At 33.9% G+C, this 23,542-nt stretch carries 20 protein-coding genes; 11 read left to right on the top strand and 9 right to left on the bottom strand.

The genetic code is table 11. The features are described 5' to 3' along the window. Positions 1 to 19: 19 nt before the first annotated feature. The 4 genes from NBX25_RS08740 to NBX25_RS08725 all read right to left on the bottom strand — a co-directional run bounded on the left by NBX25_RS08740 (position 20) and on the right by NBX25_RS08725 (position 7,555). Positions 20 to 2,518: an alpha/beta hydrolase family protein gene (locus NBX25_RS08740; RefSeq protein WP_088583897.1), complete on the bottom strand. Its 2,499-nt coding sequence runs from the start codon at positions 2,516 to 2,518 to the stop codon at positions 20 to 22. Continuing rightward, the gene (locus NBX25_RS08735) at positions 2,518 to 3,891 is read right to left on the bottom strand and encodes a RagB/SusD family nutrient uptake outer membrane protein (protein WP_250253406.1); all 1,374 of its coding nucleotides are present in this window, start codon (positions 3,889 to 3,891) and stop codon (positions 2,518 to 2,520) included. The genes NBX25_RS08740 and NBX25_RS08735 overlap by 1 nt, the downstream gene beginning before the upstream one ends. Positions 3,892 to 3,895: 4 nt before the next feature. Next, positions 3,896 to 6,892 carry a SusC/RagA family TonB-linked outer membrane protein gene (locus NBX25_RS08730; protein WP_002978345.1) on the bottom strand — a complete coding sequence of 999 codons (2,997 nt, stop codon included), beginning with the start codon at positions 6,890 to 6,892 and terminating at the stop codon, positions 3,896 to 3,898. 132 nt (positions 6,893 to 7,024) lie between these two features. Further along, the gene (locus tag NBX25_RS08725) at positions 7,025 to 7,555 is read right to left on the bottom strand and encodes a hypothetical protein (protein ID WP_002978347.1); all 531 of its coding nucleotides are present in this window, start codon (positions 7,553 to 7,555) and stop codon (positions 7,025 to 7,027) included. Between the two features lie 491 nt (positions 7,556 to 8,046). On the opposite strand from NBX25_RS08725, the gene NBX25_RS08720 reads away from it, so the two are divergent. Further along, positions 8,047 to 8,361 carry a hypothetical protein gene (locus NBX25_RS08720; RefSeq protein WP_002978349.1) on the top strand — a complete coding sequence of 105 codons (315 nt, stop codon included), beginning with the start codon at positions 8,047 to 8,049 and terminating at the stop codon, positions 8,359 to 8,361. Positions 8,362 to 8,661: 300 nt separating this feature from the next. Here NBX25_RS08720 and NBX25_RS08715 read toward each other — a convergent pair whose 3' ends face one another. After that, positions 8,662 to 8,814 carry a hypothetical protein gene (locus tag NBX25_RS08715; RefSeq protein WP_002978352.1) on the bottom strand — a complete coding sequence of 51 codons (153 nt, stop codon included), beginning with the start codon at positions 8,812 to 8,814 and terminating at the stop codon, positions 8,662 to 8,664. Between the two features lie 188 nt (positions 8,815 to 9,002). On the opposite strand from NBX25_RS08715, the gene NBX25_RS08710 reads away from it, so the two are divergent. The 4 genes from NBX25_RS08710 (at position 9,003) to NBX25_RS08695 (ending at position 13,643) form a co-directional block, all read left to right on the top strand. Further along, on the top strand, positions 9,003 to 10,061 hold the full coding sequence (locus tag NBX25_RS08710; protein WP_002978353.1) for a hypothetical protein: 1,059 nt from the start codon (positions 9,003 to 9,005) through the stop codon (positions 10,059 to 10,061). A 61-nt stretch (positions 10,062 to 10,122) separates the two neighbouring features. Further along, positions 10,123 to 11,862, top strand: coding sequence for a hypothetical protein (locus tag NBX25_RS08705; RefSeq protein WP_002978355.1), 1,740 nt, complete (start codon positions 10,123 to 10,125; stop codon positions 11,860 to 11,862). 80 nt (positions 11,863 to 11,942) lie between these two features. Then, the gene (locus tag NBX25_RS08700) at positions 11,943 to 12,962 is read left to right on the top strand and encodes a PDDEXK nuclease domain-containing protein (RefSeq protein ID WP_002978357.1); all 1,020 of its coding nucleotides are present in this window, start codon (positions 11,943 to 11,945) and stop codon (positions 12,960 to 12,962) included. Between the two features lie 258 nt (positions 12,963 to 13,220). Further along, positions 13,221 to 13,643, top strand: a complete 423-nt coding sequence (locus NBX25_RS08695; protein ID WP_002978358.1) for a hypothetical protein — start codon at positions 13,221 to 13,223, stop codon at positions 13,641 to 13,643. Between the two features lie 76 nt (positions 13,644 to 13,719). On the opposite strand, the gene NBX25_RS08690 is transcribed toward NBX25_RS08695, so the two are convergent. The 4 genes from NBX25_RS08690 to NBX25_RS08675 all read right to left on the bottom strand — a co-directional run bounded on the left by NBX25_RS08690 (position 13,720) and on the right by NBX25_RS08675 (position 16,800). Then, complete coding sequence (locus NBX25_RS08690) at positions 13,720 to 14,493, bottom strand: hypothetical protein (RefSeq protein ID WP_041461440.1); 774 nt, start codon at positions 14,491 to 14,493, stop codon at positions 13,720 to 13,722. Position 14,494: 1 nt separating this feature from the next. Next, positions 14,495 to 15,127, bottom strand: a complete 633-nt coding sequence (locus NBX25_RS08685; RefSeq protein ID WP_041461441.1) for a DUF4240 domain-containing protein — start codon at positions 15,125 to 15,127, stop codon at positions 14,495 to 14,497. Positions 15,128 to 15,269: 142 nt separating this feature from the next. Beyond that, a complete protein-coding gene (locus tag NBX25_RS08680; RefSeq protein ID WP_002978364.1) occupies positions 15,270 to 15,974 on the bottom strand; it encodes a hypothetical protein in 705 nt (234 codons plus the stop codon). Between the two features lie 145 nt (positions 15,975 to 16,119). Continuing rightward, the gene (locus tag NBX25_RS08675) at positions 16,120 to 16,800 is read right to left on the bottom strand and encodes a DUF4253 domain-containing protein (protein WP_002978366.1); all 681 of its coding nucleotides are present in this window, start codon (positions 16,798 to 16,800) and stop codon (positions 16,120 to 16,122) included. A gap of 475 nt (positions 16,801 to 17,275) precedes the next feature. Here NBX25_RS08675 and NBX25_RS08670 point away from each other — a divergent pair, with 475 nt between their 5' ends. The 6 genes from NBX25_RS08670 (at position 17,276) to NBX25_RS08645 (ending at position 22,821) form a co-directional block, all read left to right on the top strand. Continuing rightward, positions 17,276 to 17,557: a hypothetical protein gene (locus NBX25_RS08670; protein WP_002978368.1), complete on the top strand. Its 282-nt coding sequence runs from the start codon at positions 17,276 to 17,278 to the stop codon at positions 17,555 to 17,557. Positions 17,558 to 17,559: 2 nt separating this feature from the next. Further along, positions 17,560 to 18,333 (top strand): GLPGLI family protein, encoded by a 774-nt coding sequence (locus tag NBX25_RS08665; RefSeq protein WP_002978372.1) that lies wholly within the window; start codon positions 17,560 to 17,562, stop codon positions 18,331 to 18,333. A gap of 461 nt (positions 18,334 to 18,794) precedes the next feature. Next, on the top strand, positions 18,795 to 18,992 hold the full coding sequence (locus tag NBX25_RS08660) for a hypothetical protein (protein WP_002978374.1): 198 nt from the start codon (positions 18,795 to 18,797) through the stop codon (positions 18,990 to 18,992). Positions 18,993 to 19,211: 219 nt separating this feature from the next. Beyond that, on the top strand, positions 19,212 to 19,850 hold the full coding sequence (locus NBX25_RS08655) for a S41 family peptidase (protein ID WP_002978379.1): 639 nt from the start codon (positions 19,212 to 19,214) through the stop codon (positions 19,848 to 19,850). A 375-nt stretch (positions 19,851 to 20,225) separates the two neighbouring features. Further along, complete coding sequence (locus NBX25_RS08650) at positions 20,226 to 21,014, top strand: hypothetical protein (protein ID WP_002978383.1); 789 nt, start codon at positions 20,226 to 20,228, stop codon at positions 21,012 to 21,014. Between the two features lie 91 nt (positions 21,015 to 21,105). Next, positions 21,106 to 22,821 carry a serine hydrolase domain-containing protein gene (locus NBX25_RS08645; RefSeq protein ID WP_250253405.1) on the top strand — a complete coding sequence of 572 codons (1,716 nt, stop codon included), beginning with the start codon at positions 21,106 to 21,108 and terminating at the stop codon, positions 22,819 to 22,821. Positions 22,822 to 23,542: the final 721 nt, after the last annotated feature.

Below are 23,542 nucleotides of genomic sequence, written 5' to 3'. Positions count from 1 at the left end.
ACATCAAAATTGAAGGATGCTAATCAGCATCCTTCTTTGATAATCCTTTTTCTATCCAGTCAACACTGTTGTCTCCCTTCAGATAAAAATCAAACCAGTCTTCAATCCTAACGGCTATATCCAGCAAATTTTTTGTGTTGGCAAGCCCGTGTCCTTCATTAGGATAAACGATAGCAAATGCAGTTCTACCACTTCTTTTTAGACTGAGAAAATATTCTATAGTCTGTTGCCAATCAATATTCTGATCATTAGAACCAGTCCATAAAAGGATTGGAGCTCTTACAGAATCGGCATTGTAGACCGGACTATTTTTAATGTACAGCTCTTTGTCTGAAAAAAAGGGTTTGGGCATTTCATATTGACCGTTTTCGAACTGCCAGTAAAACGGGCCATTAAATTGATAATTATATGAAAAGTAAGACCGTACCAAATCGCTGTTTCCGGCTCCGGAAATATATGCGGCAAAGCGGTCGGATTGTGTTGCAATATAGTTGGTCTCGTAGCCTCCATGGGAGAATCCGATCAGGCCGACTTTCCGAAAATCAATTTCACTTATATCTTTTATCGTATCAAGGCTGCTATGAACACAAGCCAAAGCCGCTTCACCGGTCCCTCTATTTCCAAGACTAATGTCCGGCAAATACACAAAATAGCCTTTTTGGATAAGATTTCTGATATTGATGCCATCGGAAGGCCCTTCAAAGCCATCTTTAAGATACTTATTTTCAAAGTACCTTTGTTTTTCATAGATACTAACGAGCATCGGGTACTTTACCCCTTGATGGTAATCCAGCGGATAGATAAGAATACCATATAGCTTTTCTCCGTCAGGACCGTAATATTGTACTGTCTTCGATCTCAGATTCTGTAAAGCTGACAGGTCATGCTTATTTGTTATATAAAGTTCTTGCTCTTTTCTATTGTTGTAAAAGATCGTGGGAACGTCCTTCATTGTATTTTTGGTATAGGTTACTGCTTGTGAGCCACTGGCAAGATTAATAGTGCTAATATTTTCAGCCGTGGGCTTTAAAACAATATGAACGGACTTTCCATTGTATAGTGCGAGCGCAGATCGGTTTTCCTCACGATTATAGAACCGAATAATAACTGGTTTTGAAGCATCGTATGTATTAGTTGAAAATTCCTTAATAAAAGTGGAACGTTCACCGTTCAATATTTGAGTTTCGTAACCATCAATCAGTGGCACCTTCTTCGTGATACCCTTTTTTATATCATATTCATATAATAATCCTTTGGATTCGAACAAAATTTTTTCCCCATTATCTGCAAAATAGCATCGTGGAAAGCCATATTTATGATAGCGCGTATATTCCACCGGCAGTTGCTTTTGTGATAGTTCAGAAAGATTGTATAATTTCCAGTATTGATTTTCTAATGTTATTATAAATTCTCCGGTTTTTGAGGCAATAATAATATTGCTTTTTATTGTAAGAGCAGGCTTTTTCGTTGAAATTCCAACCAATTCAGCTTCATAGGTCAAAACGTTCGTCGAATAGTCCTGACCTTTATAAGGATTGTATTTAAAATAATAGTCGGGATTACCAAAGTAAGCGGCTTTATCTTCATCACCGTAGCCGAGCAGCTCTCCTGTATTTGAATCAGTTCTCCACAGATAACTGCACTCAACAGTATCATCATAGAACTTTGTTTCCAGCTTACTGTCATTAGAATACCATATGTCCGGAGCGTTTTTATCATTTCGTTTCTTGTTCACGGTCAATGTCACGAAATACTGGTGTTGAGTAACGGGGAAAACTTTAGCTGATCTGATATTTAGGTCAACCTCCTGGCTGACACTAAATGGCTTTGGTAATTCCTGACCTGTATTGCTTAGGCTAACAATCTGGTTTTTCTTTTTTGCGCTATTTTCTGTCAGGATGATTGTGTTCTCCAGGTTTGAGTCAAGTACAAACTTTATCTTTTCTTCCCCTTCGTATATCTTAAAGATGTCTTTTCCTGAAATCATATATAAAGATTCTTTGGTTCCTTCTGAAACAACTGCAAACTTCCGCTGTTTTGAGGTAAGAATAGACCTTACATTTTTTACCATATTAATGGTTTTTCCTTCCTGATCAGCAATTAGGAGATCATCATCTTGTATCAGCAGGATAACATTAAAAACACTGTCGTAAACTGCATCTTTAACATTGTTCCACGATACTTTAGCAGTAGAGGGAAGTTTTAACAGCTCAGACGATTTTTGTCCTCGCAAGAACAGGTATCCATTGGGCGTAAAGGTTGTATATAGAGGAATAACATCAGATTTTTGATAAAATTCCTTATTAGGTTTTTGACGGTCGACAACTACAAGGGTATCACTATTTGAATCGTATGACTTCTGAAAACAAATCCATCTATCATTATGTGATATCTTCAGGAATTTTACATCATACACAGTATTCCTAAATCTCTTGGGAAGGTCTATTGACATTTGTCCCAGGATTTGTACGCAGATTAGCATCACCATTCCCGAATATATTTTCAGCAAAACTTTCATTAATAGCCAGGATTTTGCGGGTTCAGATTTGGGTTCAGGATGAGTTCAGACTGTGGGATTGGCCACAAGCTTCTGAAATTTTGCCAATTGGGTTTATTGGGAGAAAGATCACCCAATCTGTCGAATCGTTTTAGGTCAAAAAATCTCAGTCCACCATCAGTAAAAAATTCCCTTCTTTTTTCTGCTAATATTTCATTTAACAATTGGTCTTTTGAAATTGTATTGCTTATGTTGGCCAAACCTGCTCTGTTTCGTATTTTGTTAATATAAGTAAGCGCATCGCTCACGTTATTTTGCCGTGCCAAAATTTCAGCCATCATACAATACACCTCTTCAATTCTGAATACGATTGAATATTCGTTTGTATTTGAAGATGAATTTTTATATTTTATGCTACCATAATACGTATTTGACCCTGAGGTTATTGTTTTAATCCATAACGATTTCCGCAGGTCCGTGGATGTGAATGTACTTACAAGGTTGTTAGATAATGCATAGTTCTGCGGCACACTTGAAATTAAGTACAATTTTGCCTCTTCCGTGGCATCACCTGCTTTTAGCGGCTTCAATTGCCACATGATATGCTTACCATCTTTTTTAAAAGTCAGATTGAGATCTGTATTTAATTGATATAAAGGGCTGGCAATAATTTCCTCTGCATACATTCTTGCTTTTTCCCATTGTTCCAATAACATATTAGACTGACAAAGCAGCATGACAGCGATATAACGATTGGGATAAATCCTTTCAGCATTTCGGTAATCATTTTTAAGGTAATCTTTTACGGTTTCAAGATCATTTATTATATTCATCAATACCTGTCCAGAAGCAGATTTTCCAATGCTTTGATTGATCGTATAGTCGCTAGAAGTAACATATGGGATGTCCCCAAAGATCTGGGTAAGCCGAAGATGAATTATTGATCTTATTAGAACCGCCTCTCCGATAATTCTATTTTTATCCTCATCTTTTATAGAGGATGATTTTGATACTCCTTCGATGATACTGTTACAGATGTAGATTTCTTTGTATGCATTTGTCCACAATGTTTTTAGAACCGTATTGGTTGGTAATACCTGAGTATTATATATGTCCAGGTAAGCCGTTTGAGACGCCGCCATATAATTATCGAGATCGTCAGCGTAACTTCCCAAGAGTGCTCCCAAGCCTCTTGTCCCGCCAGACAATACGGAATTATACTGTAATTCCGCGTATAAATTACTTAATACAGCATCGGCATTGCCGACGTCACTATATACATCTGTACTGCTAATTTGGTTTGTCGGCTGGTCGGGCTCTATCAAATTGTCGCAGGAGATAAAGTTAAATGCTGTGATCCCAAAAAGAAAAAGTATGTTATATTTATTTCTCATAATTTTAAAAAGTTATTTGACATCCTAAAGAATAAGTTTTCAAAGGGGGAAGATATCCGGTTGACGTAAACTCGGGATCGAGACCGAAATAGTTCGTCCATGTCGCCAGATTTTGTCCCTGAACATATACTAAAGCCTGCTTTATCCATGAAGACCTAACAGGTATTTTGTAGTTTAACTGGATATTTTTTAGCCTTATAAATGATGCATCGCCGATCGCTGCTGTACTTGCGATGTAGTTCGCTGTAAGCGCATTAATCTGTGCATTGGTTCCGGCTGAGTAAGGCATAATAAAACCGCCTTGATTGTTTTGAGACCATACATTTGTAAACGCAGCTGGCTGATTGTTCATATTGCCGGGGTAGGGCATAGTACTTATGTAGTTGTAGTTGGTCTGTTTTACGAACTGGAATAGGAATGACAGGCTCAAGTTTTTGTAGCTAATTTCATTCTGCCATCCGCCAAAGAATTTCGTTCCGATATTTTCAATGGCTTTATTGTCATCGGGACTGCTTATTTTGCCATCCCCATTGTAGTCTTTAAAGAGATATGATCCAGTGCTGGGGTCAATACCTTCATATTGGTATAGCTTGACGATAGAAGTGGGGTAGCCTATTACATACGTATTAGCGTATGATGAACCCTCCAGTCCTGGAAAAGATAACAGTTTGCTTTTGGGAATCGTGATATTGAAGGAAGAGCTCCAATTCCATTTATTACCTCTGATAGGATGTGCTGACAGCTCTACTTCCCATCCGGTATTCTCAACGGTTGCATCCAGGTTGGATTGCACCGATGAAAAACCTGTTGTAGCGGGTAATGGGATTCCAACCAACTGATTGGATGAACGGTTTTGGTAATATGCGGATTGGAGCATCAGCCTATCTTTCAAGAAGCCGAGCTGAATCGCAACCTCCAGTTTTTTTGTTTTTTCCCAGCTGAAATAAGGATTGTAAAGCCTTGATGGATAAAATCCTACGACATCATTGTAGGAACTTGTTGATAAGGTATATGTATCAAGAAACTGGTAGTCACCGATAGCATCGCTTCCGGTCAGACCGAAGCTTCCTCTTAATTTTCCTGTACTGAGCCATCTGCTGTTTTTTAAAAAGCTCTCTTCTGAGAACAACCATGCTGCGCCAAGTGCTCCAAAGTTTGCAAATCTGTTAGCTGAACCAAAGCGGCTGGAACCGTCCCGCCTTGCGGTTAGATTAAGTATATATCGGTTTGCAAATTGATAATTTACTCTTCCATATAGAGAAACATAGCGATAATCAATATCGATTTCGTCTCTGAATGTCTTTGTTGTTGCCGCTGCAATATTGTACAGTAAAGCGTTGCTTGAAAATCCTGTCCCTGTTATGCCTGATTGCTGATTCCTTGTCGTTTGCAATGAACTTCCTACCAAGACCTGCAGTTCATGTCTGTTGATTTTTTTGTTCCACGATAATTGCGGTTCTACTATGAATGAGAATATTTTATTAAGACCCTTTGAGGAAGTTGAATATTGTGGACTGGAACCTGACGTTGAAGCCGGGTTGTACATTGTGTTTGGTTTGACGGCAAATTCTTCAAAGTCCTGAAAGTTCATACCACCATTTATTTTGAAATTTAAGCCAAGCCCTATTAAATAGTCCACATTAAGGCTTTGATTAAACTGTTTCATCGTATTGTTATACACGCCTTCCAGCGAAGCAATTGGATTGGCGAATGTCCCATCTTCCCAATTTAATGTTCCATCTGGCTTATAAAGAGCAGGTGCATTGGGGCTTAAAAACAGGGATCGGTTGGTGAGATCCGTGTTAATTACATTATTATCAGAAGTGCTGAAATTGTTTGTAAATGAGAGGGTCAACTTTTTATTAGGAGATTTATAATTGTAGCTTGACATCAAAGTATTTACCTTATAGCGAAAATTGCCCGGAAAAACTGTGGTTTGCTCAGTATGCCCTCCGCTAATTAAAAAGCTACTGTTGGCTCCTCCGCCACTTAACGAAATCATAGTTGACTGTAACTCTGCCCAATTGCCTATTAAGACTTTTTGCCAATCTGTATATCGCGATTGATCCCATTTTCCATTGATATCGTAGGCATTGGAAGGATAGGTAGCGATTCCAGAATTCGCATAAGCCTGCCTTCTCATTGAAATATACTGCTCGGTATTCATCATTTCCATATGGTTTGCCACCTTACTTAGTCCATAGTTGGTATTCAGGGAAACTTCTAACCGTCCTTTTGTGCCGCGTTTAGTCGTGACGAGAACAACGCCATTCGCACCACGTGTACCGTAGATGGCTGTCGCATCAGCATCTTTAAGGATTTCAATGCTTTCGATATCGTTGGGGTTAATGGAGTTTAGAGGGCTAATATTGCCGGAAGGAAGGATGGCGGCAGAGTTTTGTGCATTGACACGCCCTCCGTATGGAACACCATCGATGATATATAAAGGTTCGTTTCCAGCACTTCTCAGACTGTTTTTGCCACGAATCTGAATATCAAAGCCAGCACCGGGAACTCCCGTACTTTGCGTGATATTCACTCCGGAAACCCGCCCCTGTATAGAAGAAAGAACATTAGTGACAGGCTGGTTTGCAATTTCTTTTGCTGTAACCTTCGCGATATTTCCCGTACTTTCTTTTTCTTTTACTTTGTAATAACCTGCGTTAAGCACAACTTCTTCAATTTGCCTTTCCCTATTGCTTAAAGCAATATTGGCAGTGGATATTGTTCCGATGTCTAGCCGTTGTTCTGCATAATCTGGATGTTTGAAAATAAGAACGGGATTGTTTCCGGCAACTTGGATCTGATATTTCCCGGAAGAATTAGTAATTGTAACTTCTGTACTGCCTTCCTGAAATACCGAGACATTACTGACTGGCTGCCCATTTTGTGTGACCGTTCCCGAGATGGTTCTTACTTGTCCTATTGCCATTCCCGAGACTAGCAGGGTTAAAGTGGCTGAAAGTTGAATACAGCCTAGCCTGCAAAAGTTTTTTTTCATACTTTTGATATAGTTTAATTTATTAGACTTTGCTCTTTCCAACCAGCGTCAACTTTGCGGAAAGGGCTTTTTTATTATGTTTTAGGGGATTCTTAAGTAGTGTTATTCATTCTTTGCTTATTTGATTAATGGTTATTTTTTCTTTTGGATTCCTCTTTCTAAGATGAGGTATGATGCATCAAGCATTTTGCATAAATGCAGGTATGGAACAAAGATTTTACTTTCAGCGGTGTGAGAATAGGTACCCAACGAAAAATAGACAGCCACCGAAATGTAGTACTCGAAATCTTTGATGGAGTATTCTCCAAAAGCCTTTTGAAATACCAGCATTGGGTTTATAAATTCACCATCTGAAAGTGAACCCTGTGCTAATGGCGAATAATTCTCCGCTGGGTCGTTGACTTTCCATCTTTTTTCTTTCTGCAATAGGAGAAAGCAAGCACGAACTAAAGACCGTAAAGCTTGATGAAAATGAAATATCGCCGAAGAATCTTCCGGTATTACAGACTTCTTTTTGCCCGAATAAATCATAATTTGGTTCAATAGTTCTTTGGCAGTAACAAGGTCGTTGAATTGAAAGAATTTTTCAATAAGTTTTATCCTTGAATTCGTTTTACTGCCAGACCAGAACCGTGACTCAAAATCTATTTTTTTGTTTTTCAATAGCTGTCTTTTAGTAGTTTTTGATTTTAAAGACCGTATTGGAGGAAGCCTTACCAGTGCAGAAAACTCCCTGCCTCTACAGGTCGAAATTTAATATGAATGAAAATTGGTGTGAGCTAAAATGCCCCAATGGATGCGCTGCCATTGTAACCTGCCTAATCTTTATAGTAAAAGCAGCTTAGAAATAGTGGAGTAGGCGGACAGCATTAGAATAAAAACGGCGTGGAACTCTACTTACTGGATAGGGGTACTGGCATACCTTGCAACAGATAAGAGAGCCCACGCCGCGCGGTCGTGAGCAATCTGCTTATCGTCTCGTTGCTAAAAAGTGCCAGTTTTTCTATCCGAGATTCTAAGCGAATGCTTTTAATATTTTTTTAAAGTTTCGCAAAAATACATCAATATTTTGATGTTTCAATATGCGAATATAATAAAAATAATTTACATATGTGTAATTGTTAAGGTTGTTTTTTATTACTCCATTTGTTAGTATGAGAAAGCAAACTAAAATTCCAGAATTAACTGATGCAATTTCAGAAGTAATTAAAGACCTTTATAAACAAAGTGGCAAGGCATTGTTAGATGTTAACAATGAATATTTTACTGAATATGGAAAAAATCTTGCTTTGGAGCGGTATACTTCTACTGACCATAATATTACTTGTAGTAAATTATTTGCAATCTGCGATTATTTTGAGATTTCATTGTCAGAATTTTTCAGTAGAGTTGAAGACAAAAATAAGATGCTAAAATTTAAAAAAGATCGAAAAGGAGTATTAGTCAAGAAAGCCTATAAAGAATCATGAAATAGCTAAGAAATAAAATATTTATTCTAAGAGAAGTGATAGCTACGTAAGGCATTGCATCGATAGGTGTAATATTTTTTATTTTCTTTAGTCAGACTTCAAAAAGCTAGTTAGGGTAATAATTTTGTTTTCCTTGGAATCATAAACTGCTTCGACATAGAAATTGAAAAGTTTATACAATGCAAATCTAACATTGCCTTTCTCTGACGTATTGATGAACTCGCCGAGGGTGAATGCCAAGTTGTATTGTTCTTCCTTTGGGAGCTGAGTAAATTCGTAAAAAGATAATTCCTTTTCCATTTATTTTTCACTGATTTCTTTATAATATCTTTCGGAACATTGTTGTAGAACTTCTTCGGTCTCTTTCAGATTTTTGTGTAGAATAACAATCCAGATGGATAGTAAAATAATACATATTGTAGCCAAGATGCTGTAGATTTTCATTGTTTTCATATTTGTATTTTCATAAAGATAACAAACTTTTTCGAAATAGCATTCATATTGTCGTGGAAATGAAAACACAATAGCCCCTCAGGACGTTTGGGACAACAAATAGTAAATTAGTAGGGCTAATGCAGTTTTAAAAAAATGAAAAATTTTGTATCAATATGTTTTTGTATATTGAAGATAAAAGCTGATAAATGAATATCGATGAATTAAGAGAGCTACTTGACCAATTTCTAAATCGGTGGCCTATTGAAAACATTAAAAGTATGTCTTTACAAGAATATGTTGGATTAAAAAATAAAGACACTTTCTGCCAGTGGGTAGAAACTAAAACACGAATGCTAGGAAGTATAAAGGGGATGACTTCTATAAAATTTGGTATTTATCAAAGACAGGATCAGGCCAAAAGACCTAAAAATTACGAAAATGATGATGAATATTCTTGGTTGGCAGCTTACGGAGAGGAGAGGGGAGCAGCATTTAAAAAAGTACAAGATGAAATCATAAAAATTATTCAGCTGTCTGAACTTGGAAAATTTGAGCAAATTGATGATTTAGTTTTGCCTGATCTGTTTAAGTGGAAGGTTGCGTTTTTATATTCTAATGAGAGGCTTATCCCAATTTTCAAGAATGATGTTTTAATTAAAATAGCTGAACATTTTGGTCTGAAAACAAATCGGCGTACAACAATTTCACAAATACAAAATGTGATGATGCAAAATAAGCCTGTAAATCTGGATGTATATTCTTTTATGAGGCAACTTTATGACCAGTTCGGAAATACTGAAAATGCCGTCGATGTTGCGGTTGCGATACATCATCTAAGAAAAAAATTACGGTCAAGGAAAGCCGCAAGCAAAATAAATACGGAAGAACATATTAGGACTACTGTAGCCCGTTCTTTTATTGCTCAAAAGAAACATGGTAAGATTCAGCAAGCACTGTATAAGTTACTATGTGCTCAATATGGTGAAAAAAACGTGTTTCCTGAAGAAAATTTTGTTGATATAAAACTTATTCAAAAGGACTACATTACTTTTTATGAAGTAAAATCATCATCTTATGCTTCTGAATGTATAAAAGAAGCTCTGGGACAGGTTTTACTATATTCATTTAATGACTGCGATGAAAGGCCAAAAAAACATATTGTGGTTGGACAATATCCGGCAAACGATAGTGATAAAAAGTACATTGAATTTTTAAAACAGAATTTGAAACTGGAATTTGATTATATAAATATCGAAATAGAATAGATATTTCCTGGAGAGAAATTTTCACAACATCACTATAAAGCTAAACTACTAAATAATAACCATGTTCGGACATCTAATAAAATTTTCAGAAGCTTACGAGGAGCCCTTTCCTAGTAAACCTTTGGATTTAATCGCAGAAATTCCAAAAGAAGAACTCATTGCTACGGTTGTAGCTATAAATTCAAAAATAAATCCTGTCTATAGCTCATACATAGATGATTCGCGCGAAACGCAAGTAGCTTGCTTAAGATTTTTATTTTTGGATAATCATAATAACCTAGAGGATTCAAATTGTTTAGATTTTATAAATGAATATTTAAAAACACCGCAAAATTATGTTCTATTTTCGCGGGTAACCTGTCTCTATGCTTTGCAGGAAATTTTAAATTCTAACAATTTTACAGAGAAGACACCTCGGTATACAATTCAGAATAGGGAGCAAATTCTTCGATATCTGCTATGTGTAAACAGCAATGTTTTGGTATTTGACCAAGAATACAGGTCAAGTGGTTATGAAAAACTCGGTGAAAGATTTTTCGAGTTTTTTATGTTTAAAGAATTACCCCAAAATCAATATTATCATAGCCTTAACCCCGTCAATTTCCTTTATAAGTCATTTTCATTACTTACAACAATTGAGAAAGATGAATTTTTTGGTAAACATTTTTCTGATTATCTGAAAAAGACTTTCAAGATTGAATCCTTGATAGAGTTCTTCAAATTTTTAGCTTATACCTACTTTAAAAGCTTCGACAATAAGTTGGATGTTAGTTACATTAATATTTTAGCAGACAATAGGGAATATGTAGATATCCTTGATGCTTTTAGTAAACGAAATGTAACTGGAAAAATTGAGAAAACAGATTTAAAAATTTTCGATTTTATGGAAATCAAGAAGAATCCTTTATTTAGAGCAAGTGATGAATATAATAGAAATTTAATAACTTATTTAATTCTTGACAATAAATTATTGCTTGAAAAAACATACTCTTTATTCATCAATGATTTCTGGTTTGATTATTTAAAACCTTTTAATATTTGTAATAGAAATGATTGGGGAAATTTCATCGGGGATAAATTTTTTGAACCCTTTATTGAAAATATTTTTTCAGAAGCCTTCAGAGATAACCCAAGAGTAGTTTTCAGACATACTAATGACTTAAAATTTAAACTGGATGGAAGAAATGAAATTGAATATGCCGATTACTATATTCGTGAAAAAAACAAGATTATACTGGCAGAAGCAAAAAGTAATTACCTTCCCTTAGTTAATGGGTATAAAACCGTTAAAACGCTTGAGGATTTTGACAAAATTGACTTTGAAAAATTTTACAAAGATTATGGCTTAATACAGCTTGCGAAAAAGACTATTAAAGAATTCCATAACTACAAACATTATATAAAAGATCCTTTATTTGATTTTAGTAGAAAAGTTCATCTATATCCCACTTTGATTGTAAATGATTTTATTTTCAGTTCCGGTTATACTTCAATGGCATTTAAGCGCAAATTTGAGAGTTTGCTTCTCTCCGAAAATATTGAAATAGAAAATGAATTGCATAAAATTCACCCGCTGACCATCATAAATGTTGCTGATCTGCAAAATATAAAAATGTCACTTCAATTAAGAAAGCAAAGTATTTTCAATATATTTAGGCATTATCATTCTTGTTCAGGGTATGAAGCTATTCAAAGAACCGGAGAAACAACTAGAGGCTTGTTAACGGTTGAGCATTCAATAAACAAATTAATAAAATCAAATTTAGTAGCCAACAAGAAGTTTGATTGGATTGAGAATTAAATGTGCACTTATGGGCCAAAGGATTGAGTGGCGTACAATTTTATATTTAGAAGGATTTAATATTTTGCTATTTTTGTAGTATGAGTGATATAGATAAATTAACGGTTATTGATAGAGATTTAGTTGAAAATATTAAATCTATAATCTTATCGTCAAGAAAAAGTTTATCTCAACGTGTCAATCAGGAATTGATTTTTACTTATTGGAGAATCGGTAAAGAGATTGTCGATACAGAACAGAAGAATAATTTAGATAATCAGTCATCAAGGCAGATAATTTTGAATTTATCAAAACTTCTTACAAAGGAAATTGGAAAAGGATTTTCTCGTTCCAACCTTTTTAATATGAGAAAGCTTTATACCGAATATCCGGATGTCCAGTCGCTGACTGGACACTTAACCTGGACACATTTTTGTGAGCTTTTAATTATAGAAGATAAAGCAAAACGTAGTTTCTATGAGAAAGAAACCGTAAATTCAAACTGGTCTATTCGGGAATTGAAAAGACAAATTGATAGTTCCTTATATGAAAGACTTTTGCTTTCACAAGGGTCTAAGAATAAAGAAAAAGTTCTAGAATTAGCTCGAAAAGGACAGGAAATAGCAAATGCGGGTGATATTTTAAAAAATCCTTATGTTTTTGAATTTCTTGGAATTCCTGAGAATAAGCCAATTTTAGAAAAAGATTTGGAAGCAAAACTAATCAGGCATATCGAAGATTTTTTGTTGGAATTAGGGCGTGGATTTATGTTTGTCGGTTCCCAGCAAAGAATAACTATCAATAATAACCATTATTACGTCGATATGGTGTTTTACAACAAGATTCTACGATCGTATATCCTCATCGAGCTTAAAACAACTAAACTTAACATTGCTGACGGAGGTCAATTAAATACATACTTAAACTATTACAAAACAGAAATTAACGATGATAATGATAATCCACCAATAGGAATAATTCTGTGCGCTGAAAAAGACGATATCACAGCAGAGTATATCTTAGGAGGATTTGAAAATAATGTATTTGCTTCAAAATATGTAACAATTTTACCTGATAAGCAAGAGCTTATAGAGGAAGTTGAAAATGCATTGAAAGAATAAGTAGTTTTATAATGCATATTTTCGGCGCGAAAACATGATCCGTAATATTAATCTTAAATTTTCTTAAATATTTTCCGTTATAAAACAAGATATATATATTTGTATTGAATCTCATCTATAATTGAGTTTTCATGGTTATTAGTTTTTAGTCCCCGGATGAGTTGGGGACTTTTTTTATGAAGGTAAAGAGCTTTACTTCTTTGATTTTTAATCATTATTACGTATTTTTATGTTAGTAACTATAATTTAAAAAAACTAATGATAAAGACCATTTTTATTCCAGCATATTTTAAGCCTATTCTGCAAAATGTCAGTGAAAATATTCCCACCGGAGAAACAAAACGAAATTGGTTAGGAGCTGAAAAGCCAATCACAAAAAGAATCGTATCAGAAAAAGTTGTTGGTTGGTCAGATTCGGAAATTGATGGAGAGCGATTGTCTAATGATATAAACAGCGAAGTGGAAAAGTGGTCTTCTAAAAATGTCAGAATTATCTCAATTTCTCCAATTACATCAGGTCGCTACAATTATCAATATAGTTCACAAGGTATTTCGAGTTCACCTCGGCTTTTATCTGATACAGAAAAAGTAAGTGGGGGTGGAAGCTATGGGTTCGGATATGGATATAGTTATACGGAAGGAGTGTTGATTTGTATTGAAATCTTGGAAGACAAAAATTGAATTTTTATAGGCCGGCTTTCTGACCAATTTCGATTAGAAGTATCCACAGAGCCATAATATTATTGTATGTAAATAACTATCTTATTTCAACGTTTTCTATCTGATTCGAGAACTCTTGTTCTGATATCTCTTTGATTGAAGTTTTGAGATATTCCATATCTTTATAAAAATCCTCTTCTTTAAAATTCATTGAATCAACTTGAAAATCGAGCATGATTGAATCATCAATAAGGTTAGAAACGTAAACATTCTTATTTTTCTTAAAGATATTTTCAATGATTTCTTTTTCGTTTTGAAATAATGGTCTCTTAATATTAAAATTGATAACTAAATCAGGATAATACTTAGGGATAATGATGTAACTCAGATTGTTTATTTTTTCATATTTTTTTTCTTGGCTTAGTGTTTTTTTTAACTCATCGAAGGGAAAATCTTTACACCATTCGAAGTCTACTTTTTTACCCTCAAGATTACTTTTTTGAATCGCTTTCAAATCATTGAAATCTGAGGATTTCCAGCAAATTGTAATCGGATATATTTTATCAGCATCATGAATGTAGACATGTGCAGGAATATAAATATATCCGTCTGATATACTTTGATTTAAATCTTCCATTCCGATTATAAGCTTGATTGGATTTTTCAGATTTTTATCCAAATTATTTAACTTGTATAATTTCTCTTCAAGCTGGATCGATAACTCAGACTTAAAGGATTCTGAAAAATCAAAATCTCTGGTAAACAGTATCCAATCTTGTTTCATAGTATTTTCTTTTGTTTGAGATTTTAAAATGAAAAAGCAAAAGCTTAAAATAATTGTGTATATTAATTTAAATGATAATCCCTTCATGTTATCTATTTTCAAATTCAGCGTATAGATTCGGGCATAGTTTTTTCCTGCTTTCCAGATTTCCTTCTTGCCAATTGAACTCAAATTGAGGATAATTTCCTTCCTTTGTCCGGAAATTATTTTCGTCTATATAATCGTACAGTTCTTTGCCTGTTGTATTCTTAAACGCTTTAAGAGCTACATACCAGAAAAGTTCAAATTCGAACATACCTTCATCACCATGATCTTTTTGGGAAATCAAAGTGTCCGGATTTTCTTTTGCTTTGTAATAGACGTCTCTACCACGTGAAATTACCCAATTCCTAAAGTACTCAAAACCATCATCGGAACATCCATCGTTCATAATGTAAGCTGCACACCACATTTCCGAGGTATAGGTATCATAAAGAAGTTTATCGGTTCTTAATCTGAAACCTACCATTTGTTTTGGAGTAAGTTTTGATATCTCCGAAACCAGATATTTTTCTTGTTCATTTTGATTCGATGAATTTTTAACGGATGAATCTACAATCTTCCAAAATAAATTTTCATCAAGCATTTCCGCTGTTTTTTCAAGTCTTAAACTATAAGCATTTGGCGTTATTACAGGCTCAGACTTTTCGTTTTTTCCGAATAAATTCTTCAAAAATTTCATATCATTATTATTTGAATTAGTACAAGATATATTTAATACAAATAGTATTAGTAATGTAAATGCAGACTTGATCATGTAATTATTAGTTTAAATTAAATTCATAGTTTTTTTACAATTAAAATGTGTGTTAAGCTGAGATTTATCAATAAAGATTATTTTCTTTTTTCCAAACTGCCAATTCTTTAGGGTGCTCCTTGTCATTGGGATAATTTTCTTTTATGAACTCGAATTGCTTTTTGGTGAGCAATACCATTCTTCCATCATTTTGGGATGATATAGGGTAAAATCTTTCTTCACTATTCTGTATTTCTAATTCTTCGTTCAACATCTCGATAAACATGACGTAAGCAATGTTCCAATCCTGCTTACTAAAATTATTGTCAAAAGCAATATATTCTCTGCTGTTCAATTCTATTGTATGTCTCCAATGCTTTTCATTTTGAAAGCTTTTTTCATTGGAATAATTTAATTTCAAGCCCAGTTTCTCAAAGACAGGTTTTACAGTTTTCAAGTAATTTATCAAGCCTCCAACTTTAAAGAGTTCTTCACTATCAATAAAATAAAAACGGTTATCCAGAAATTCCAGTGTCTCTCCTCGGAGTGCACCTTCAAAAAAATTATTCTCATTATAAGCTCGGGCTAATTCCTCTTTTTCATCATTAAGGTCAGACTTTTCTGTCAGATTAAAGAAATTGAGTTTTTCCAGTTTATTAACGATTTCTGTCCCGTTGGATTTTCTTTTTTTTATATTTATAGTAGGTTTTACGGCGATGGAATTACTGTTTTCTAATTTTGAATTGCATCCAAGTGCAAAAAAGCTGAAAATTAGGTAATGAATTTTTTTCATTTTGTTTATTACTTGAGAATTTATAGGGAAAGAATTAGAACTTTAAATCTTAATTTCAAAATAGATAATACTTATCGACACTAAAAATTGCGGATTTGAATAAAATATGAGGATTCTTTTAATTGTTGCTTTGAAATGATACACACTAGTCCCACCAAAGGAAAAATTCATTAGAATCTGCAAGTGATTTCTCCAATTCCTCTATACTTCCAACACCTTGGTCTACGATGTCGGGACAAAAATCATAGACTTCTTTTGCAAATTTCGGAATGTTTGCGGGTTTATTTTTAAACTTCCCAGAAACAAAATCAGGGCCGACTGCCTCCAGCTCAATCCCGTATTTGGAATCCCAATCTTTTAATTTATTGATTATCATTTGGGTGTCAATATCATAGTTTACGCCATTTGTTGCTTCAAAGAGCAATGGTTCCAACTTATTATTAGATTGGAGAATAGTAATTATATCATCTTCATTACCGTAATTTTCTGCGGATTTGTAAACAATCAATTTCTTATCTTTCAGTTCCCGTGCGAATTTTTTGACAATTAGATCTGCATTTTCAGCTTTTGCCCTAATTATTATTGCCGCCGGTAAATTTTTTGAGTAATTTTTGAGATTTCGAAAATACTCAAAAAGAATCTCCCTGTCTTTATTCCCTTTTGCCACTTCAAAAACACCCATTGACAATCCTTTAATTTTTTCCGCAGTTCCTTGGTCTAAATTGATTTCTTGGGTGAGCTTTATCTCATTAGCATTAAGATTCTTGGTCTTCTCACAAGAAACAAATACTAAAAGACATAATAAGTTAATAATGATACTTTTCATTTGTGTTTTATATTATCTATTGATAATGAATTCATGTTCATCAAATATTGCAAAAAAGCAAAGTTTATAATGAATATTTATCTTTTATAGCAAGAAATTTACGAAAAATTATATTAGTTATAAAAATTTTTTAACACTTCACTTTTTAGTGTTGTTTTTGAGAATTTATTATATCAATGTTTAATAATAAGGAAAAAAAGAACAAACATATTTTAAGATAAGTGATACAAGGTTCAATGTCATAGTAATACCACAATTACTTAAAAGCCTATCAATAGGTTTTCTAATAGCAACTATAATCCTAAATCTATCTTATCTCCAGTACTAAAACAACGCAGATAAAATTGAACTTTAAATGTTACATGAACTCAACCATATCTAGAAATCTTAAAATTATATAAATTCAAAATATTAAAATATAAATTTTCAAGCCTTTTTCATCAATACTTTTGATCGATCAAAAAAATAAATAATTATGAAAAAAGCAATTTTATTAGCTGCCTTCGGAGTAGCTGGGTTAGTAAGTGCCAAAACAGCTGACTTAAAAATTTCAGAGAAACAAGTTGAAAAAATTGAAAAAACTAAAACTTCTTTTCAGCTTTGCGGAGTCAACGTTAATTTTTATGATAGTGAAGGGAACTGGACAGGCTCTCAATGGTTCGTAACTGATGCTCCAACGCTTTCATCTTGTCAAGTATTTCAAACTATTGTCAAATGGAATTTATCGCAGGCAGGCTATACTGTTACGGCTGAATAGTTATGAATTTAAAAAAAATAGCTTTTACGATTTTTTTCGTAATGTTTTTTTTACATGGACTTGCACAGCAAGTCCATGTAAAATATCATCATGTCAGATCACCTATTGCGACTTTGTACGAAGACCTCTATGTGAAAGATAATGATGTTATATCCATTCAGGATTCTATTATTAATTTTAATTCGGGAGGTACTACTTCGGCAGTTAAGCAGACAGGAAAGCCGGTAAGTAAAAACTATTTTATTTCAAAACTTAAAGACAACGGCAAAACAAAAGATTTCTTTTTTACAGGCTTAGACAGAGATACAAAGTATTTTATTCATGATAATGTTGCTAAACCAGTATGGAAGATCGACGAAACAAAAACAAAAAAGATTCTTGGATATGATTGCATAAAGGCAACCGCCAATTTTAGAGGATCGGAGGTCACAGCGTATTTTACCAAAGAATTACCATATTCGGCAGGGCCTTTTAAATTCTTTGGCTTGCCAGGAGTAATATTAGATATCAGAGAGGACAATAAAAATTTCAATATATGGAAGGCTGAAAAAGTGGAATTATCAGTCGATCCAACCATTAATTTTACCCCTAAGCTAAGCAGTTATCCCAAAATGACTATGAAGGAATTTATAGATATGAAAGAAGGATCACAAAATAAAGAAATGTCAGACATTTTAAGTAAGATGCCACAGGGTACAAGACTGGATAACGGAATATCAAAAAAGAGACTTGGTTTGGAAAAATCATTTGAATGGGAGCTACTGTACTCTCATTAGTAGTATAATTGTAAAAAGGCACTGTAAAAGTGCCTTTTATTTTTCTATATTAATGGTTTTTACGATTACTACTATTTTTACGGTTACCTTTGTATAATCCCGTTGGGCTAAAAATTTTTTTTTCTGAAGGTTATATGACTCAAATATAAATAAACCGACATATTGGTTGTAATTACTTTCTATTATTTCTTTTCTACAGAAGCTGTAAATGAATTGATGACAGGTCACACTTACTGTTAGTTTCATGATTCTTAAAATCGTAGTGTCTTTGAAAAAGATAACGAAACGAAGGTTAAGCTTCAACAAAAACCTAGCATTTTTACCTACACCGATATTGAGGCTGATAAGAAATGAATCTTTAATGTCAAGTTTTATTTTATACTCAACACTTTATGTAAATGTATATAGATCTAAAAAACAAAACGACACTTTTAATATGAAATATAACTATCTTGTTTTTTTTGATATTTTTATTATTTGCTCAAAATATACAAGCTCAACAATCGGATGAGCAGGCAAAAATATTGATTAGCGAACAGGCAAAAAGTGAAGTTCTGGGTTCGCTTTTTCAAAAGCTAAATGATTATTATGTTTTTCCTGAGGTCGCCGTCAAAGTTGAAAATACACTCAAGCATGCAAAAAGAAAGGCTACTATTTAAAAATTAACGATGCTAAAACCTTTGCAGAAACTTTAACCAATCAACTTCTTTCGATTACTCACGATAAATATTTGAGAGTATCTTACCATGAAGAGGATTACAATCGGTCACAAACATTGATGGAGGCTGAAAAAGAGAAGGTAGAAAAGGTCCGACGATTTAGAATTCAGAAAAATTTTGGATTTACGAAAATTGATATACTGGAGGGAAATATCGGATATGAAAATAGATGCATTTTTTCCTGTTGATGATGCTGCCCCTATAGCAACTGCCGCAATTAATTATTTAGCAAACACTGATGCATTAATCATCGACCTTAGGGCAAATCACGGCGGCGAACCGGAAATGGTACAGTTCCTGGCAAGTCATTTTTTCGATTCTAATCCTGTACATTTAAACGATTTGTATTGGAGAGAAGGTAATAAAAGTGTACAATATTGGACCTTGCCATATGTGCCGGCAAAACGGTATTTAAACAAACCATTATACATCATCATTGATGATAAAACATTTTCAGCTGGTGAGGAATTTACCTATGATCTGCGGGTATTAAAAAGAGCAACCGTATTCGGCAAAATTTCGGCAGGTGGCGCGAATCCTAGCGATGAGGTTAAAATTAAAGGACCATTTGTTGCTTTTATTCCTAACTGCAGGCCTATTAATCCTGTAACAAAAACAAATTGGGAAGGAACGGGCGTAACACCTGATATCGAAATTTTAGAAAAGGATGTATTACTGCAAACACAAATTTTTGCACTGCAAGAACTTGGTAAAAGCACTACTAACAAAAAAGTAAAAGATTATTTCGAAAAGAATCTGGATAAAATACAAACAGATTCAACAACAGCTATAAGATAACAATCGTATGAATTAGCATTCGACTCCTAGTATTCTTAAATTTCGACTCGCTGTCGGACGGACAAAGTATTGAAAATGTTTTGCTCGAATGGTTCTGCACAGAAATGGTCTGCATTTTTCTTGTAACAAGCATTACGCTAAAGATAGTTAACTAAGCAAAAAATTGACGATGGGTAATTTCGTACCTGTTAGTGCATTTTTTCCATATTCGGCTTTTTTAAATAACTATATTTGAATTTGAAACCTTTAAAAACAAATAGTTATGAGAATAATAATAATTTTGATTTGACTGATCATCTGAAGTATCCTTCAGGCACTTCGCCAATTTCTTTTCCATTATTATCTGCAAGCTAATACAAACTATACACATCTGAAATGATAAGATCGATCAGCTTTTTGAGTCTAATACTGTTACTGAATTCCTGCATTTTATCTAAAGGTATTTTCGTTGAGAATCCACAAAATAATAAAAATGAAAATCCTTATAATTATGATAATAAAATATATTTATCCAATAGAGAATACTTTTATACTTATCACATAGTTAAAGGAAATGACACATTGAAATATAAAATTGACAATGACAGTATTTTTTCATTAATAAAATATAATTCAAAAGATGATAAAGCAATTGATCTATTGAGTATCAAAGCACTGAAAACAAAAGGTCCGATATTCCAAGACCATCCGGATTATAGCCAAACGGAAATTATTTTATCTCATTTAAATTCTGATAAAAAAACAATAACTAGTGAGCTTACCGGTGTTATAGAAAATAGTACAAATGTCTGGTTGCATCCGTTCCGAATGAATGCTTTCCAAATATTACAATTTGCACCATTTCCTTACGTAAAACCTAATGAATCTAAAAAATACAAGTGGAATTTAGAAATTGGTGAACATTGGAAAGAATTAAAAGACATTACCTGGAAAGGTGAATTGAACCTGAAATGTGTTTATGAAAACACGTTAAAAGATAAAAAGATCATATTACCATTAGGTACCATAAATACAATTGAGACAAAATCGAGTTGTTCCTCAAAAATTGGAAAAAGTTTTTTAATATCGTATTTCAATGAACAATTGGGATTTGTTCGTTTACAATATTTACTTCCTAAAGATGAAAAAATTATAATCAGCTTGGAAAAAATTGAAAATAAATAAAGCCTGTAGCTAACAAGGTTATTGTAAAACCGCCGAAACCTGAATAAAGATGCCATTCAAAAAATTAAGTAGATCATCAATTATACTTTTTGTGTTTTTTATTTTTTCAAAGACTGAAGCACAGACAGATAGCAGCATCAGTACTAGGGAACTCGTGCAATCATCTGAAGATTTCTTTAATAAGAATCTACAGCAAAACAAAAACATAGTTGGTATAAGTGCTGCCATTATCGTCAATGATTCAGTGATCTGGTCCAACGGATTTGGATACGCAGACAAATTGAACAAAGTACCCATGACAACCAATACGGTTGTCAATATGGGCTCAATAACCAAAACATTTACTTCGTTAAGTGTGATGCAACTTCAGCAAAAAGGATTATTAAATATAAACGATCCATTAAACAGCTATCTGAGGGATTTCAGACCTAAAACAAAAAATATTGACATAAAGGATATTACAGTAAAATCCATTCTTACCCACACATCAGGTATTCAACCCGACATCTGGAAGAATTCAGATCTGCGATCCGGAAAGTACACCGACGTATTAGGTTACATCAATGATACCTATATTACCTATCCGCCAGGTATGGTAGGCCTATATTCAAATGCAGGTTATAATATTTTAGGAAGTTTGGTGAAAGCAATAAGCAAACAAGATTATGCGGACTATGTTCATCAAAATATTCTTGCTCCACTTGGCATGAGCCAATCCGGATTTGCAATGGATCGTTTGCAATATCGTTCGAAGATCTATCTGGGTGGAAATGAAGTGGAAGAATATGAATTGCGGGATATTGCGTCCGGCGGAATTTATACCAACATCAATGACTTTTCCAAATATACGATTGGACTGATGAAAGCCTATAATGGAGAAAGCTCTTCGATAATTGATTCCCCAACTATTCGTGAAATGTTTTCACTGCAAAACCAAAATGTACCTATTGAAAGTAATAAAAAAGGCTTAGGCTGGTTTATGTTTAAAAATGATTCCAATTTTGCTGTATATCACGCAGGAAGTGCCGGATTTGCACACGCAAAACTCTTATTAATTCCCAAGAGCAAATTTGCGGTAATTGTAATGACAAACTCAGCAGAAGGTGGTTCAATTGCAGAAGAATTTTGTTTCAATTTCCTGAACAAGTACCAATTGAGTATTAGCGACCTGTTTCCTGCTCCAATAACCGGAAAAATTCATAGTTCTTCAACTCCGGTCAGATTATCCCGGCACAGCCTGAAAAGATATTTAGGTAATTATGCTCAAGAAGAAGGTTATATAAAGGTCATTTTGGAAAAAGACCGCCTCAAACTTATTGATGGGGAAAAACAATATTTTCTCACTCCTTTATTCAGGGATGAATTTCTGCCTGTTGAAATATTTCCAAATGATAGCCTAGTGGAAAGAGGAAACAAAAGATTTGTTTTTAAGAAAGTTAATAACGAAAATTTTTTATTTCAAAGAATTGGCAATCGTGAGTACGAATCCGGACTAAAACTCAAAAACATTGATCGCTCTGTGTGGGAGAAAGTAATAGGAAGATACAGGCATTTCGGATATCAAATGCTGATTGGGGATACAAAATTCAAAGAAGTTGAAATTTATATATCGGAAGGCAACGTTTTGATGATGAAGCTTACAACATTTGGTAGTGTAAGGCATATACCTTTACGTGTAATAACACCCAACTATGCTGTTACGTGTGGCATAAATGCGGGTTTCGGAGGATTTACTGTTATCTTCTCTGAAAAAGATGATCAAAAAGTGGTTGACTTTGCGGGTTTGACATTTAGAAAGGACAGATGAAATATCAACATCTAACATTGCATCGGTATACATAGATTAATAATTAATCTGATAAAATTGTGTCCTCGCTGGGGACACAATTCGAAATACAAGATATAAGAAACACTATTTCAACACAACTGAGCTGGACACATTACCACACAATCTTCTCACGTTGCAAAACTGATGAGGAACATGAGTTTTAATTAAAGATGAGCATCAAGGAAAATTATACTATGCGCGAACTTGAAAGGCAGATCTCAGCTGGTTTTTTCGAGCGCACAATGATTGAAAATACAACATTATCTCCAACGCTGAAAGCTCTTGTTATTGCAACAAAAACTTAGCCCTGGACCATTTTCTAAAAATGAAAATATCGGGATTCCGAAAACAATAGATCCGTAAATCAATCAGAAAAGATATACCCCTGTGAGTGAAAATAGCCGCTGGTCAGAGCAGCTATTCATAATTAATCACTAAAGTGACAGTGCTACTAATCAATCACACTCTTTCTTACTTTTCGGTGCTCTTTAACATTGTTAATATTACCAGGCAAAGCATCCTAAAAACAATTATCATTTATATCACAAATATATTTCAGGATTTACCGGCAGCATTTTGCTAGGAAAAAGTTACTTGCGCTTTCCATCTAATTAAAATATATTACCACTGATTTGTTTGAACTGTTGCCAGATAGATTTTAACTTCAATCCTTAAGAGAGTCATTGAATTATGATTTGTA

The organism is Chryseobacterium sp. Marseille-Q3244, from assembly GCF_940807095.1.
GTDB lineage: Bacteria > Bacteroidota > Bacteroidia > Flavobacteriales > Weeksellaceae > Chryseobacterium.
Note: the sequence above shows the minus strand (reverse complement) of the source record. Positions and strands in the feature narration are given on the sequence as shown.

Coding starts and splice junctions, on each gene's coding strand:
- NBX25_RS08695 (WP_002978358.1), top strand. CDS start 13,221: ATGATAAAGACCATTTTTATTCCAGCATATTTTAAGCCTATTCTGCAA.
- NBX25_RS08715 (WP_002978352.1), bottom strand. CDS start 8,814: ATGAAAACAATGAAAATCTACAGCATCTTGGCTACAATATGTATTATT.
- NBX25_RS08675 (WP_002978366.1), bottom strand. CDS start 16,800: ATGAAAAGTATCATTATTAACTTATTATGTCTTTTAGTATTTGTTTCT.
- NBX25_RS08735 (WP_250253406.1), bottom strand. CDS start 3,891: ATGAGAAATAAATATAACATACTTTTTCTTTTTGGGATCACAGCATTT.
- NBX25_RS08670 (WP_002978368.1), top strand. CDS start 17,276: ATGAAAAAAGCAATTTTATTAGCTGCCTTCGGAGTAGCTGGGTTAGTA.
- NBX25_RS08720 (WP_002978349.1), top strand. CDS start 8,047: ATGAGAAAGCAAACTAAAATTCCAGAATTAACTGATGCAATTTCAGAA.
- NBX25_RS08690 (WP_041461440.1), bottom strand. CDS start 14,493: ATGAAGGGATTATCATTTAAATTAATATACACAATTATTTTAAGCTTT.
- NBX25_RS08705 (WP_002978355.1), top strand. CDS start 10,123: ATGTTCGGACATCTAATAAAATTTTCAGAAGCTTACGAGGAGCCCTTT.
- NBX25_RS08685 (WP_041461441.1), bottom strand. CDS start 15,127: ATGAAATTTTTGAAGAATTTATTCGGAAAAAACGAAAAGTCTGAGCCT.
- NBX25_RS08740 (WP_088583897.1), bottom strand. CDS start 2,518: ATGAAAGTTTTGCTGAAAATATATTCGGGAATGGTGATGCTAATCTGC.
- NBX25_RS08700 (WP_002978357.1), top strand. CDS start 11,943: ATGAGTGATATAGATAAATTAACGGTTATTGATAGAGATTTAGTTGAA.
- NBX25_RS08680 (WP_002978364.1), bottom strand. CDS start 15,974: ATGAAAAAAATTCATTACCTAATTTTCAGCTTTTTTGCACTTGGATGC.
- NBX25_RS08665 (WP_002978372.1), top strand. CDS start 17,560: ATGAATTTAAAAAAAATAGCTTTTACGATTTTTTTCGTAATGTTTTTT.
- NBX25_RS08650 (WP_002978383.1), top strand. CDS start 20,226: ATGATAAGATCGATCAGCTTTTTGAGTCTAATACTGTTACTGAATTCC.
- NBX25_RS08730 (WP_002978345.1), bottom strand. CDS start 6,892: ATGAAAAAAAACTTTTGCAGGCTAGGCTGTATTCAACTTTCAGCCACT.
- NBX25_RS08655 (WP_002978379.1), top strand. CDS start 19,212: ATGAAAATAGATGCATTTTTTCCTGTTGATGATGCTGCCCCTATAGCA.
- NBX25_RS08710 (WP_002978353.1), top strand. CDS start 9,003: ATGAATATCGATGAATTAAGAGAGCTACTTGACCAATTTCTAAATCGG.